Consider the following 13,056-nt stretch of genomic DNA (forward strand, 5'->3'; position numbering starts at 1 on the left):
CGGTCCGAGGACATGAGACGATGACGAGAACGACGAAGATCGCCTGCCGGGCCGCGGCCGCGATCGCCTTGCTGATGGTGGCGAGCGGCTGCACGATCGACGGAAAGCCGGTGGCGCACAAACCGGATCCGGCCGCGCTGGATACCGGGCGCTACGGCGTCGAGCCCCTCGAACCCCCCGCCGGCACCGAGTCGACGGGGCGGGTGCTGGAGTCGGCCCGGATGACCGAGGTGATGCTCGATCCGGCCGCGGTCGATCCCGCGCTGATCCACGCCCCCGACGCCATCTCGATCGCGCCGATTCCCACCCCGGCGCGGGCGTCGATGCTGCTCACCGATCGGGTGCGCCCGGTGCTCGAACGGCACGGCATGGTCGCGGGCTGCATGGTCGGTGGCAGTGATGTCGAGCCCGGCCCGCACGGTGTCGAGGTCGGCAAGGGCCGGGTGCTGGTCGCGCTGGTGCTGCGTTTCCCGGATGCGGCCGCGGCACAGCGCGCGGCCGCCGAGATCGACTCGGTCGACGCCGCGGTCAGCACCGAGAACGTGGCGGCCGCCATCCCGGATTATCCTGCCGCACACGCGCATTGGCGTCCGGCGGTGCCGTCGATGGCCGCCACCGTCGCGCACGACGACTATGTCATCAGCCTGCTGATGGGGCACACCTCTCCCGATCTCGGGGCGCTGACCGGGTTGGCGCGCAAGGCATTCGACGCGCAGATACCGCTGTTGCACGGCTTCGCGGCCACCCCGGTGGACCGGTTCTCGGCACTGCCCCTCGACCCGGACCGGATGATCCGGCTACAGGTCCCCGATGCCCCCAACCGCTGGACGTACCCGGGTGTGGTGTCGCTGGGCAACCATCGCGCGGCCGGTTGGAACACCTCCCCGGTCGGCGTCGGCGTCTCGCTGGGCCCACGCGCGACGGCGATATACCGTGGGCCGAGCGACAACTCGGCCGGGAAGCGACCGGATGCGGCGGCCACCAACGGATTCAACCAATTGCTCCGCTACCCGGATGCGGTCTCCGCGCATCAGCGGTTCGAGCAGTCCCGGGCCAAAACCGCGGCGGATTCCACCTTGCGGCCGATCGATCCGCCCGCCGGCGCCTCCGACATCAGTTGCTTCCAGAACCTGGATCCGGATCCGGTCGGCATGTCCACGTTCATGTGCCGCATGCAGTACGGCCGCTACACCGCGATCGTCCTGGCCCGCGACGCCACCGGCGTGCGGCAGCGGGCCGCCGCCCAGTACGGCCTGCTGGTGAACGGCGGTTAGCGTGACGCGGGATCAACTCTTGTCGCCGGGCGCGGTCTTCGCCGGATATCGGATCGAACGCGTCCTGGGCCGCGGCGGCATGGGCACCGTCTATCTGGTCCGGCATCCGCGGCTGCCGCGCTTCGAGGCGTTGAAGGTGCTCGCCGACGGCGGCGACCCCGAATACCGGGCCCGGTTCACCCGGGAGGCGGAACTGGCCGCCCGCCTGGACCACCCGAATATCGTCGCGGTGCGCGACCGGGGCATCACGGACGGATTGCTGTGGATCGCCATGCAATTCGTCGACGGTTTCGACGCGGCCGCCCTGCTCCGACGCCACCCCGGCGGAGTGCCGCCGCGGCAGGTGCTGCACATCCTCGAGCAGGCTGCGCGGGGCCTGGACGAGGCACATCGGGCAGGCCTGCTGCATCGCGACGTCAAACCGGCCAACCTCATGCTCGAGCCGGGACCGGACCGGCCCGATCGGGTGTACGTGTCCGACTTCGGCATTGCCCGCCGCGTGGCCGGAGCCACCCCGCTCACCGAGGACGGCTCGGTGATGGCCACCATCGCCTACGCGGCGCCCGAACAACTCAGCGCCGACGTCATCGACCACCGCGCCGACGTCTACGCACTCGGCGCGACCCTCTACGAATTGCTCACCGGTGCACAGCCGTTCCCGCACAGCAATATCGCCGCGGTGATGCAGGCCCACCTGATGGAGCCGCCGCCCCGGCCCAGCGTCGCGAATCCGGCGCTGCCCGCGGCGCTCGACGGGGTCATCGCGCGGGCGATGGCGAAGAGGCCGCAGGATCGGTACTCGTCGTGCGGTGAACTCGCGCGGGAGGCCGCACGCGCGCTCGCGGCATCCGGCCCGCCCGCGCCGGTGACCTCGACCGCCACCATCCGGTTGCGACGGCCCGCCCCGGCCCGGCGGCGGCTGGTGTGGGGCATGGCGCTCGGGTGCGCGGCGCTGTTGGTGGTCCTCGCCGGAATCGTTGTGCTGAAACGCAATTCGAGCGACTCCCCGGCCGCGCCCACCGGCTCGTCCGCCTCCCCCACGTCTCGCACCCTGACTTCGTCGACCGGCAGTCCCGTGACCTGGGGTGCCTACCAGTTCATCGTCCAGGCCCTCCCGGCCCTGTTGCCCGCCGCGCCGATCGCGACCGGATATCAGGGAATTCGGTGCCTGCCGAGCAATGCCGAGGGCGACCGCATTCCGTTGGCCGAGCCGTTGGGAAAGATCGGTGGGCTGATGTGCGATGGAAATCGAAATCCGCTCTCGCTGATGACGGTCGACTGCACCGTGAACCGGAGGCCCAGGGAACTGCCGGTCGACGAGGACCCGGAGGTCACCGTGCTGCGGGACGAGCTGTGGCAGCGCACCTCGGGCAGCGGGGTGATCCGGGTGACGAACGCCAAGGGCGTCGACGGCGCGCAGGAGGGATTCCTGCAGATCCGATTCGATGATCCGGCAAGGAATTTCTGCCTGATGGCGCTCTGGGGCGGCACCTCCGGCGATGACCTGTTCGATCGGTGGTGGCGTGATGCACCGCTGTGAGGACCCGCACGGGGAAAGGGCAACCCGATGAACGAGACCACCGGAATCCCGTTCGCCGACTACCGGATCGAGGGCCCGTCCGGCACCGACCCGATGACGGCGGCGACGGTGACCGCCCGGCACGTGCGCATGGACCGGGTCGACGATCTGACCATCCTCGCGGCGCGGTACAGCGCCGACGACGAGTTCCGCGAGCGCTTTCTGGCCACCGCGGAACTGGCTGCGCGGCAACGGCATCCGAACCTGGCCGTGGTCCGGGACGCGGGCGTGCAGGACGGGCGGCTGTGGCTGGCCAGCCAGCACATCGACGGCATCGACGTCGGCGAGACGATCCGGCTGGGCGGCCTGGATCCGGCGCGCGCCGTGCACATCGTCGGCGAGGTGGCCAAGGGGCTGGACGAACTGCACGGCGGCGGCCTGCGGCACGGCGATCTGAAACCCGCCGACGTGCTGGTGACCGAGCAGCCGGGCGCGCCCGACCGCGTGGTGCTCACCGGGTACGGGCTGGCCCGGCCCACCGACGGTCCGGCGGCGCTGACCTACCCCGCACCCGAGCAGACCGCCGGAGCGCCCGCCGATCACCGCACCGAGGTGTACGCGCTGGGCTGCCTGCTGTCGGAGATGCTCACCGCCGTGCGGCCGGATCCCGCTCACCCGGTGCCGCCCACCCAGCAGAACCCTTGGCTGCCACCGGAATTCGATACCGTAGTCGCGCGTGCGACAGCCGCGGATCCGGAGCAGCGCTACCCCGATTGCGCGGCGCTGGCCCGGGCGGCGACGCAGGCGGCGGGCGCGGCGGCGACCCCGCCCGCGCGCCCGCGCCGCCGACGCGTCCGCCTGCTGGCGCTCGCGGCCGCGGTGATCGTGGTGGCCGCGGCCGGAATCGTGGGGTGGAGCTTCCCCGAGCGGCGATCCGCCGCGCCGTCGCCGCGCCCGCACCCGGCGGCTCCCCTGACCCGATCGCCGGAATTGAAGGCGGCCCTGTGGGGTGACTACGCCTACATGGCCGACACCTTCCCGAATCTGCTTCCGGTGTCGGCCGACGGTGTCGGATATCAGGAGCTGTACAACTGCCGCCCCGTCACCGAAAAGGGCAGGACCCTCTCGCTCTACGACCATGTCGCGGTGGGCATGGTGTGGTGTCTGGGAAACCGGAATCCGGTGTGGAACGTGTACGTGATCTGCAATGCCGATAAAACTCCGATGCGCCCGCAGACCTCGAAGGTCCGGATCGAAGGAGACGAGCACTGGACCCGGCCGACCGGAACCGGATATCTGCGGTGGGGCGGCTACCGCGCGGGCAACGGCGATCCCATGGTCTCGTTCGAGGTGTTCTTCGACAATCCGCAGGAGTCGTTCTGCCGGTGGGTGATCGAGGCCGAGGGCTCGGCCGGCACCGTGCACGGGGTGTGGTGGCCGGGGGTATCGGTATGAGCGCCAGGACGATTCGCCGGTGCGCCACGGGTGCGCTCACCGCGGCGCTGCTGCTCACGGGCTGCTCGGTGCCGGGTCATCCGCGCCCGGCGCCACCGGATCTGACGGCCCTGGACCTGGGCCCGTACAGCTCGGACCCACCGGCCGCGGCACCGGTGGGCACCGAGGCCGACGGGCGCGTGCTCGAATCGGTGCGCATGGGAGAGGCCGTGATCGATCCGATCGAGGCCGATCCGACCCTGAAATACGGCCTGGGAAATGCCGCCTCGGTGCCCATTCCGGCGGCCCAGAAGGCCGTGTACCTGTCCGAGCCGGTCCGGGCGGTGCTGGCCGAGTACGGCATGCTGGCCGGATTCTCGGTCGGCGGTATGGATTCCGAGCTCAACCCGTCGGTCGCGGTCGGGCATGCCCGGCTGCTCAATGTCATGCTGCTGCGCTTCCCGGATGCCGCCGCAGCAGAGCGGGCCGCGGCGCGGATCGATGCCGTGGACGCCGCCGTCAGCACCGAGAACGTGCCGGTTTCCATTCCGGATCATCCCGGAGCGCATGCGCATTGGCGTCCCGGCGTGCCGACGCTGGCCGCCACCCGGGCGCAGGACGCCTATGTGATCACGGTGCTCGCCGGATATCCCGCCACGGATCTGGCGGCCCTGACCGGCATGGCCCGCAACGCGCTCACCGCGCAGGTGACCCGCCTGCACGGTTTCCAACCCACACCGGTCGGCGCGTTCGCCGCGCTGCCGCTCGATACCGACGGCATGCTCGCACGCATGCTTCCCGAGGCGCCCGGGGTCTGGCCCCGGCCCACGGTCCTGGCCCCGATCGCGGACAAGAACGCGGGCTGGCGCGCCCGTCTGCTGCCCAGCGGCGTCGTCTACGGTCCGCGCGCCTCGCATCGCTGGGGCTCGTGGAAGAAGGACGATTCGACCGGTGACGCGGTGATCGCCCTGCGGGGAACCAATCTGCTGGTCCGGTTCCCGACACCCGTGGCGGCCCGCGAGGAATTCCTCGCTACCGCCGATGAGGTTTCCGGTGACGGCATGCGGGCCGCGTCCCCGCCCGCCGGGATTCCGGACGCCCGGTGCATGGAGTCGGTGGAACACGGCCCCTACGAGGTCAGGTTCGCCTGCCGGGCGCTCTACGGGGTGTACGACGTGCAGGTCTTCAGCCGCACCCTGGTCGACGCCCAGCGGCGGATAGCGGCGCAGTACGCGCTGCTGGTGCGCAGCGCATGACCGGGCGGCTCGGGCCCGGAACCGAATTCGCCGGATACGTCGTCGAGCGGGCGCTGGGTGAGAGCGGGCTGGGCACCGTGTACGTGGCCCGCCATCCCCGCCTGCCGCGGCTGGACGTGGTGAAGATGCTGTCGGCCGAGCACAGCGCCGATCCGGAATTCCGCGCCCGGTTCCTGCGCGAGGCCGACCTGGCGGCGCGGCTCAATCACCCGAATGTCGTTGCGGTGCACGATCGTGGCGTCACCGACGGGCAGCTGTAGATCGCCATGCAGTACGTGCCCGGCGTCGACGGTGCGGAGCTGGCCGCGCGCGAGCCGCTCGCGGCCGAGCGGGCCGTGCACATCGTGGAGCAGGCCGCACGCGGGCTGGACGAGGCGCACCGGGCCGGGCTGATCCACCGCGATGTGAAACCGGCCAACCTGCTGATCGATGCGCGCCCCGGGCAGCCGGACCGGGTGCTGGTGGGCGACTTCGGGATCGGGCGCAGCGTCGTCGATTCCACCGCGCTCACCGCGGCCGGGACGGTGCTGGCGACACTGGCGTACGCGGCGCCGGAACAGCTGGCGGGCGAGCGGGTCGATCACCGGGCCGACGTCTACGCGCTCGGCGCCACGCTGTACCAATTGCTCACCGGGACAACACCGTTTCCGCATCCGACCGCCGCCGCGGTGATCCAGGCGCACCTCACCGAAGCGCCGCCGCGCCCGACGGCGATCCGGCCGGAGCTGCCGCCGGGGCTCGACGCGGTGATCGCGCGTGCCATGGACAAGGATCCGGGGCGGCGCTATGCCTCGTGCGGTGCGCTGGCGGCGGACGCGCGGGCGGCCTGCACCGCGGCCCCGGTGCCGGGTGATACGCCGCGCCGATTCCCGGTGCGGCGGCGGGTCGGCATCGCCATTGCGGCGGCCGTCGTCGCCGCCCTCGGTGTTGCGACTGCCATTGCACTGCAGGGGAATTCATCTCCCGGTACGGCTACCCCCGGTGCCGCACCGACATCGGTTCCGGCCGCCGCGGGGGCATCGTCGAGCTCGCCGACCACTTCCGCCGCGCCCGCCGCCAGCTGGGGCAGCTATTCGTTCGTCGCCAAGACGTTCCCGGGCCTGCTGCCCGCCTCGCCCGACACCGCCGGATATCAGGGCATGCGCTGCGGGGCCGTCGACGACAATGGGAAGCCCTCGGACACCTCGGTGCCCGTGACCGGGTTCGTGACCCTGGCCTGCAATGGCGACAAGCAGCCGCTGAACCGGTTGAAGGTCACCTGCGACACCGATCGTGAAAGCTGGCCCGCCCCGGCATTGGCCGACGACACCGTCTCCGACGGCGCGCAGTCGTGGAATCGGTCGTCGAGCAACGGCCGGATGGTCTGGGGGCACTTCTACAACTCCGATCGCACCAAGAGCGCGGGCGAGCTGGTCATCGGCTTCGACGACCCCGGCCACAGTTTCTGCGTCATCTTCGCCTTCGCCGAACCCGATGCAAAGGCCCTCGTCGACACCTGGTGGCCGAATTTGCCGCTCTGAAGGCCGGATCCAAGGAATTCCATAGAGACCCGTAAGGGAATGGCCGTAGATTTCTCGTCAGAGTTCCGGCGAGAAATCTCCTGTCCCGGCGAGAAAGCGGAAGGCCATGGCACTGCGGATATCCGGTCGCGCGATCACCAGCGACATGACGCCCGAGACCGCGCACCTGGTGCCCGGTCCCGACGGTGGCGCGTGGGCGCTGAGCTGGCTGCCGGGCTGGGATCTGACCCGGGAACAGGCCATCGACGGGATGGCGCTGGACGAGATGCTCAGTGATCCGGCGGCGGTGGACGCGGAGCTGGCCATGGAATTGGCGGCGCTGCGGGCCGAGTCGCTGGGGATGGGGCTCGAGGACGTCGTGGTGCGGCTGTGCGCGCGGGTCATCGAGCGCGATCGGATGCGGCGGCGGCAGGCCGGAGACGGGCGTTCCGCGGCGGGGTCCGCGGGACGCCCCGGTCTCGGAAAGGTTGTGACGCAGCGGGTCCGGAGGTATCTGGGCGGGGTGGTGATCGCGCTGCTGTGGGCGGGGTACGCCCGGCGGTGCGCCAGATCCGAAGCTATGCGCTAGCTTTCACCAGCGCGCAGAAGTGGTTCAGGCCACGTTCGAACAGCGGGCGCAGTTCGGGGTAGGCGGTGCGGGCCTGGGTGCGCAGCAGGTCGAGGGCGTCGGGGCCGAGGACGCGGTGGGCCTCGGCGGCGAAATCCGGTTCGGCCAGCCAGCGGTCGAGCAGCTCGGGGCCGACCTCCGGGTGGAATTGCAGGCCCCAGGCGGCGGGTCCGGCCCGGAAGGCTTGCACGGGAGTCGATTCCGTGGCGGCCAGCACGGTGGTGGTGGCGTCGGCCTCGATGCGGTCGCCGTGCCAGTGCAGGACGGCGGGGGCGTCGGCCAGCGGGCCGACCACCGGGTCGGTGCGGTCGACGTTTCGCAGTGGGGCCCAGCCCAATTCGTCGGAATGGCCGCGGCCGCCGGGGCGGACGGTGAGTCCGGCGGCGCGGGCCAGCAGCTGGGAGCCCAGACAGATGCCCAGCATCGGCAGGCCGGATCGCAGTGCCTGCGTGAGCAATTCGCGTTCCAGTTTCAGGGCCGGGTGGGCGTCGGTGGCGTCGGCGTTCATCGGGCCGCCCATGATCACCAGTCCGGCCAGGTCGGTGACGGCGGGCAGGTCCTCGGCCGCCACGCCGGGCTCGGCGGTCAGGATCCGGGTCACCGTGGGGATGTCGTGGTCGCGCAGCACGGCCAGGATCAGGCCGGGCTGCTCGACCTCGACGTGCTGGACGATCAAAACGGTTGCGGCGGGCATGCCTGCAGTATGCCGAACAACCGGTATGGCTATTGTTCGCATGCCGCCGTGCTGTGACGCTCCGCACCGGCCGCCGCTGGACCCCGATGGCTTCGGATCTTGATTTCCGTCAGTTCGTCCTCCACACGGCAGAGGGGATCGTCTTGCGCATTATGGAGTCCAGCGACACCGAAACTGTTCCGCCCGGGGCCGCGCTCGAGCCCGCGGTCTTCGACCCGGTCGCACACGCGGTCTCGATGGTGGATCGGCGCTTTCAGCTCGACGGGTACTACGAGGTCGGCCGGGAGAAGGTGCGCGAATACGCGGCCGCCGTCCAGGACGACCATCCGGCGCACTGGGACGAGCGGGCCGCGGCCGACCTCGGCTACCCGGCGTTGCCCGCCTCACCCACCTTCGCCAGCCTGCTCGCCGCACCGGTGCAGCACGCCATGAGCGGCATGCTGACCGGATACGACCTGCGGGCCTCGGTGCAGACCGATCAGGTCCTCGATTTCCACCGGCCGATCCTGGTGGGTGATCGGCTGACCAGCAATGTGGCGCTGCGCTCGTTCCGGCAGGCGTTCGGCGGGGACATGTTCGTGTTCGAGAACGTCATCACCGATCAGCACGGGCAGGCGGTGATGACCGGGTCCACCAGTGTGATCGGGCGTTCGGAGCAATCCGAGGACCACGCGGAGGCGAACCGGCTCATCGGGGAGATCGTGCACCGCGGGATGGATACGTTCATGGCGCGGGCGCCGCGGCGCACCGAGCTCGAGATCTGGAATCCGGTGATCGGGCAGTATCGCGGCAGCCGGTTGCGAAGCTTCGCCGCGGGGGACGAACTGCCCTCCCGCACAGTGCTTCTCACCATCGGTGATCTGGTTCGCTACGCCGGTGTCGCGGGCGACGCGAACCCGATCCACTGGCACGCCGGGGCGGCGCGGATGGTCGGGCTGGAGCGCGGGGTGGTCGCGCACGGCATGTTGACCATGGCCTACGGTGCGGGCTTCGTCACCTCGTGGCTGGGCGACCCGGGCGCGTTGAAGCAGTACAGCGTGCGGATGAGCAACCCGGTATACGTGGCCGACGACGGTCCCGCGGCCATCGAATTCAGCGGCAAGGTGAAGTCGGTGGATGCGGAGGCCGGGACCGCGACGGTCACGATCATCGCAATGCATCAGGGCCGCAAGATATTCGGGCGCGTAACGGCGGTCGTGCAGGTGAACTGAACTGAAGGGGCGGCACTTCCGGCGAGGTGCCGCCCCGGGTACTCGAATTCAGCTGGTGGCCACCAGAACCGGCTCCGGCGAACGACCCCGACGACAACCGGCGCACGCGGATGTCGCTGTCCGAGGAGCGGCGCGCGGATGTCGCGGCGTTCATGAATCGGCGGTCGGATTCGCTGCTGCGCGCCATGACGCGGCTCGACGTCGAGGAACGGCGCGGGGTTTCCCGGCCGGGTTGCAGACCCCGGGCGGAGGAGATCAACCGCTGCGGGGTCGGGCACACTGGCCGGGTGGGAAACCTACCTATCGCAGCGGTGGTCTGCGCATTCATCGGGGCCGTGCTGTTCGCCGTGTCGGCGGTGGCGCAGCAGCGGGCGGCCGCCGATGTGCCCGAGGGTGATGCGTTGCTGGCCAAGCTGATTCGCAATCCGCGCTGGCTGGCGGGATTGATCGGGGACGCGGGCGGATTCGGTTTCCAGGTGGCGGCGCTGGCCCTCGGGTCGGTACTGGTGGTGCAGCCGATCCTGGTGACGGCACTGGTGTTCGCGCTGCCGCTGGCCGCGCACTACAGCGGGCGGCGGGTGACGGCGGTGATGTGGGCGCAGGCGGCGGCGCTGTCGATCGCACTCGCCTGCTTCCTGGTGGTCGGTGAACCGACCGAAGGGGTGGCCGAAGCGCCCTGGCATCGGTGGATGCTGCCGCTGGCGGTGCTGGCCGGGCTGATCGCGGCCGGGATCGCGGTGGCGACGACGGTGAGAGTGCCGACGCTGCAGGCCCTGCTGCTGGGCGGGGCGGCCGGTCTGCTGTTCGGCATCTCGGCCGCGCTCACCGAGAACGTGACCCAGCAGTTCGGGCGGGGCATCGGGACCGCCTTCACCGGCTGGGAGCTGTACGTTCTCGTCGCCTGCGGCATGCTCGGGCTCTACGTGCAACAGCGCGGCTACCAGGTCGGGCCGCTCTCGGCGTCACTGCCCGCCTTCACCGTCGCCGAACCACTGGGCGCGGCCTTCCTCGGCATGACCGTGCTCGACGAGCGGCTGCGCAGCGGGCCGGTCGGCACCGCGTTCGTAGCGGCGTCGGTCGTGGTCATGTGCGTTGCGGCCGTGCGGCTCTCCCGCGCCCAGGCCGCTCCCCTGCTGGAGCGGCAGGCCGTCGCGGATTGAGGGCGGCTCACCGCTCACAGATCCGGCGAGCAACACCGGCGTGAGCCCACGCGGCCCGCGCCTGGGAACGTGAGCCTGCGCGGAACGCGCCGGGGATCTCAACCCGCGCGGAAGACGCCAGGGATCGTCAGCGCGCGTGGGCCACGTCGAGGATTCTGCGGGCCGCGTGGGTCGCGCCGTCGGTGCGGATCGCGGGGGCGGTGTCGCGGGCTCGGGCGGCGGTGTCGGGGGTGAGGGCCGATTCGAGGGCGGTGATCAGGGAGTCCTCGGTGACTCGGCCTGGGGCGTGGGCGAATCCGAGGCCCAGGGTTCGGACTCGGTCAGCCCAGTAGAACTGGTCGAACAGTTGCGGGACCACCACCTGGGGTACGCCCGCGCGGGAAACGGCCGTGGTCGTGCCCGCGCCGCCGTGGTGCACGACGGCCGCCACGCGCGGGAAAAGGGCCCGGTGGTCGACCTCGCCGACGGCCAGGCAATCGGGTGCGTCGTCGATCGGGGCCAGACCGGCCCAACCGCGCAGGACGATGGCCCGCCGACCCGGCGCGCGGGCGGCGTCGATGGCGGCCCGAGCGGTTTCCGGGGCCAGATGCATACTGCCGAAACCGAAGTACACGGGCGGTTCGCCGGCCGCGAGGAATTCCTCGATCTCATCGCCGAGGGGCGCGGGGTCGGACAGCATCCACGCACCGGACTGCCACACCTCGAGGTCCCCAGATCCGGGCCAGGGGCCGAGCACCGGATCGGCGGCCAGCCACGGGCGGTCGGTGAAGATGTGGTCGCGCACCTCGGCGACCGGAGCCAGACCGATCTCGGCGCGGCGCGCGTGGAGCGGGTCGGCCCACAGCGCGTTCCAGCGTTGGGCATCCTGCTTCCACTGGGTCCGCATCGTCGGCGGCGGCGTCGATACCCGGACCCAACGGAGGCGGCGGAAGATACTGCGAGGGAAGCACATTCGGCGCATAAGCCACGAAGACGTACGGGATCCCCCGCACCTCGGCAATCGAACGCGCGGCAATCTGCAAGCCCCCGCAACCAACCAGCACATCCGCATCCCCCGCCGCCGCCCCCACCGCCCCGAACTGATCCGCCACGGTCCCCGCGATCATCGCCCGCCGCTCCTCGGCCGTAGGCACCTTCCCTCGCCCGGCGCCGGCCCTGCTCACTTTGGGCCCCACCGCCACGAACTCGTGCCCGAACCGCGCGGCAACCCCCGAAAGTCCGGCGGCGCACACACTCGCACCTCCGCCCCCAGTCCCGCCAACTCCATCCCGACCGCCAGCATCGGCTGCACTTCCCCCAGCGACCCGATCGTCGACAGCAACACCCGCATCGATTCTCCGATCCCTAGGCTTCCGACCAGCAGTTATAGCCCACCACCCCGGTCTTGCGGCAACCCCGCCCCCGCGATATAAATTGAAGTGGGAACAACATCCGCCACCCTCCGGCACAGCCCCCGAATCCCCGCGTTTTCCAGGCGATTTGCATTACCCACCCACCCGTACGCTAATGTTCTGTCCCGCAAGCCGATCGGCCCACCGGGCCGGGCGAGCACGCGGATGTAGCGCAGCTGGTAGCGCATCACCTTGCCAAGGTGAGGGTCGCGAGTTCGAATCTCGTCATCCGCTCCACGGGGGATTTCAATCCAGCGCGATTAGCTCAGCGGGAGAGCGCTTCCCTGACACGGAAGAGGTCACTGGTTCAATCCCAGTATCGCGCACCACAATTCGACCGCGCCGAGGTCCGGCATAACAGCCCGGTCCTTCAGGACGAATCCGGCCGCGCGATCCGATGGCGACCGCGGCCCGGCCCCGCGTGTTCTCGACCTCCCGCAACGGTTACAGGGTGGGTGTCACAATCGGCGGACCCGTACGCCCAGATCATCCGCCTTGGCGCGGACAGCGCCGACGAGTAGGTTGCCGCTTTCGGCCAGCAGGTCCTGCACTTCAGCGACCGTCTGGTTCGCGGCGGCGCCGCCGATGCGGGTGAGGCGACGGCCACTGCGCCGACCGGCACGGGAGAGCTCACGAGCAAGTTCTGTGATGAACGATCGTTCACCTGAATACCGCGATTTGGTGACCATGACACTCCCATTCCAGATCCACTACGACCAGCTCGACCAAGATTGAGAGTACAGTCGTTCACTCACCACTGCCAGCGGGGTTGGATTCGGTCCAGGTCTACGAACACGAGATCGGGTGACCGAGACGGCTTACGACCTGGTTGTACAAATGTCTGTGCAGCTCAATGCCTTATGGTTGAGGACGTTTGTATTCAGTTGGCCGGAAGCATCTTTCGGATAGGGCTCACCACAGACCGGCTGGTGGCCGTATCTGGACTCCAGGGTCCGGTACAGCGCGATCACGTCGGCCTGGCTAGTGTCC

At 70.3% G+C, this 13,056-nt stretch carries 12 protein-coding genes and 2 tRNA genes; 11 read left to right on the forward strand and 3 right to left on the reverse strand.

Annotated elements, in window-relative coordinates; all coding sequences use genetic code 11:
- Positions 1 to 20 precede the first annotated feature (20 nt).
- The 7 genes from NS2_RS26320 (at position 21) to NS2_RS26350 (ending at position 7,571) form a co-directional block, all read left to right on the forward strand.
- Complete coding sequence (locus NS2_RS26320) at positions 21 to 1,274, forward strand: DUF7373 family lipoprotein (RefSeq protein ID WP_147207313.1); 1,254 nt, start codon at positions 21 to 23, stop codon at positions 1,272 to 1,274.
- Position 1,275: 1 nt separating this feature from the next.
- A complete protein-coding gene (locus NS2_RS26325) occupies positions 1,276 to 2,814 on the forward strand; it encodes a serine/threonine-protein kinase (protein WP_261772314.1) in 1,539 nt (512 codons plus the stop codon).
- 27 nt (positions 2,815 to 2,841) lie between these two features.
- Positions 2,842 to 4,248: a serine/threonine-protein kinase gene (locus NS2_RS26330; protein WP_071344340.1), complete on the forward strand. Its 1,407-nt coding sequence runs from the start codon at positions 2,842 to 2,844 to the stop codon at positions 4,246 to 4,248.
- The gene (locus NS2_RS26335; RefSeq protein ID WP_143161280.1) at positions 4,245 to 5,483 is read left to right on the forward strand and encodes a DUF7373 family lipoprotein; all 1,239 of its coding nucleotides are present in this window, start codon (positions 4,245 to 4,247) and stop codon (positions 5,481 to 5,483) included. Before NS2_RS26330 ends, NS2_RS26335 begins: the two co-directional genes overlap by 4 nt.
- The gene (locus tag NS2_RS26340) at positions 5,480 to 5,743 is read left to right on the forward strand and encodes a protein kinase family protein (protein WP_052086844.1); all 264 of its coding nucleotides are present in this window, start codon (positions 5,480 to 5,482) and stop codon (positions 5,741 to 5,743) included. Before NS2_RS26335 ends, NS2_RS26340 begins: the two co-directional genes overlap by 4 nt.
- A gap of 6 nt (positions 5,744 to 5,749) precedes the next feature.
- Positions 5,750 to 7,003 (forward strand): serine/threonine-protein kinase, encoded by a 1,254-nt coding sequence (locus NS2_RS26345; protein WP_052086843.1) that lies wholly within the window; start codon positions 5,750 to 5,752, stop codon positions 7,001 to 7,003.
- Positions 7,004 to 7,109: 106 nt separating this feature from the next.
- A complete protein-coding gene (locus NS2_RS26350) occupies positions 7,110 to 7,571 on the forward strand; it encodes a hypothetical protein (protein ID WP_052086842.1) in 462 nt (153 codons plus the stop codon).
- Here the strand turns inward: NS2_RS26350 and NS2_RS26355 are convergent.
- Complete coding sequence (locus NS2_RS26355) at positions 7,561 to 8,304, reverse strand: type 1 glutamine amidotransferase (protein ID WP_052486745.1); 744 nt, start codon at positions 8,302 to 8,304, stop codon at positions 7,561 to 7,563. The genes NS2_RS26350 and NS2_RS26355 overlap by 11 nt on opposite strands.
- 152 nt (positions 8,305 to 8,456) lie before the next feature.
- Here NS2_RS26355 and NS2_RS26360 point away from each other — a divergent pair, with 152 nt between their 5' ends.
- Both NS2_RS26360 and NS2_RS26365 read left to right on the forward strand, forming a co-directional pair.
- Positions 8,457 to 9,515 (forward strand): fused (3R)-hydroxyacyl-ACP dehydratase subunits HadA/HadB, encoded by a 1,059-nt coding sequence (locus tag NS2_RS26360; protein ID WP_033090056.1) that lies wholly within the window; start codon positions 8,457 to 8,459, stop codon positions 9,513 to 9,515.
- A 287-nt stretch (positions 9,516 to 9,802) separates the two neighbouring features.
- Complete coding sequence (locus NS2_RS26365) at positions 9,803 to 10,675, forward strand: DMT family transporter (protein ID WP_033090068.1); 873 nt, start codon at positions 9,803 to 9,805, stop codon at positions 10,673 to 10,675.
- A gap of 127 nt (positions 10,676 to 10,802) precedes the next feature.
- On the opposite strand, the gene NS2_RS37855 is transcribed toward NS2_RS26365, so the two are convergent.
- Complete coding sequence (locus tag NS2_RS37855) at positions 10,803 to 11,561, reverse strand: glycosyltransferase (protein ID WP_082062710.1); 759 nt, start codon at positions 11,559 to 11,561, stop codon at positions 10,803 to 10,805.
- Between the two features lie 666 nt (positions 11,562 to 12,227).
- On the opposite strand from NS2_RS37855, the gene NS2_RS26375 reads away from it, so the two are divergent.
- A tRNA-Gly gene (locus tag NS2_RS26375) sits at positions 12,228 to 12,303 on the forward strand.
- A 17-nt stretch (positions 12,304 to 12,320) separates the two neighbouring features.
- Positions 12,321 to 12,395 (forward strand) — tRNA-Val (locus NS2_RS26380).
- A gap of 129 nt (positions 12,396 to 12,524) precedes the next feature.
- Here NS2_RS26380 and NS2_RS26385 read toward each other — a convergent pair.
- A complete protein-coding gene (locus tag NS2_RS26385) occupies positions 12,525 to 12,755 on the reverse strand; it encodes a hypothetical protein (RefSeq protein WP_033090055.1) in 231 nt (76 codons plus the stop codon).
- Positions 12,756 to 13,056 lie beyond the last annotated feature (301 nt).

Origin of the sequence: Nocardia seriolae NBRC 15557 (genome assembly GCF_007990715.1) — a bacterium.
GTDB classification, from domain to species: Bacteria; Actinomycetota; Actinomycetes; order Mycobacteriales; family Mycobacteriaceae; genus Nocardia; species Nocardia seriolae.

Coding starts and splice junctions, on each gene's coding strand:
- NS2_RS37855 (WP_082062710.1), bottom strand. CDS start 11,561: ATGCGGACCCAGTGGAAGCAGGATGCCCAACGCTGGAACGCGCTGTGG.
- NS2_RS26345 (WP_052086843.1), top strand. CDS start 5,750: ATGCAGTACGTGCCCGGCGTCGACGGTGCGGAGCTGGCCGCGCGCGAG.
- NS2_RS26340 (WP_052086844.1), top strand. CDS start 5,480: ATGACCGGGCGGCTCGGGCCCGGAACCGAATTCGCCGGATACGTCGTC.
- NS2_RS26320 (WP_147207313.1), top strand. CDS start 21: ATGACGAGAACGACGAAGATCGCCTGCCGGGCCGCGGCCGCGATCGCC.
- NS2_RS26355 (WP_052486745.1), bottom strand. CDS start 8,304: ATGCCCGCCGCAACCGTTTTGATCGTCCAGCACGTCGAGGTCGAGCAG.
- NS2_RS26335 (WP_143161280.1), top strand. CDS start 4,245: ATGAGCGCCAGGACGATTCGCCGGTGCGCCACGGGTGCGCTCACCGCG.
- NS2_RS26360 (WP_033090056.1), top strand. CDS start 8,457: ATGGAGTCCAGCGACACCGAAACTGTTCCGCCCGGGGCCGCGCTCGAG.
- NS2_RS26385 (WP_033090055.1), bottom strand. CDS start 12,755: ATGGTCACCAAATCGCGGTATTCAGGTGAACGATCGTTCATCACAGAA.
- NS2_RS26350 (WP_052086842.1), top strand. CDS start 7,110: ATGGCACTGCGGATATCCGGTCGCGCGATCACCAGCGACATGACGCCC.
- NS2_RS26330 (WP_071344340.1), top strand. CDS start 2,842: ATGAACGAGACCACCGGAATCCCGTTCGCCGACTACCGGATCGAGGGC.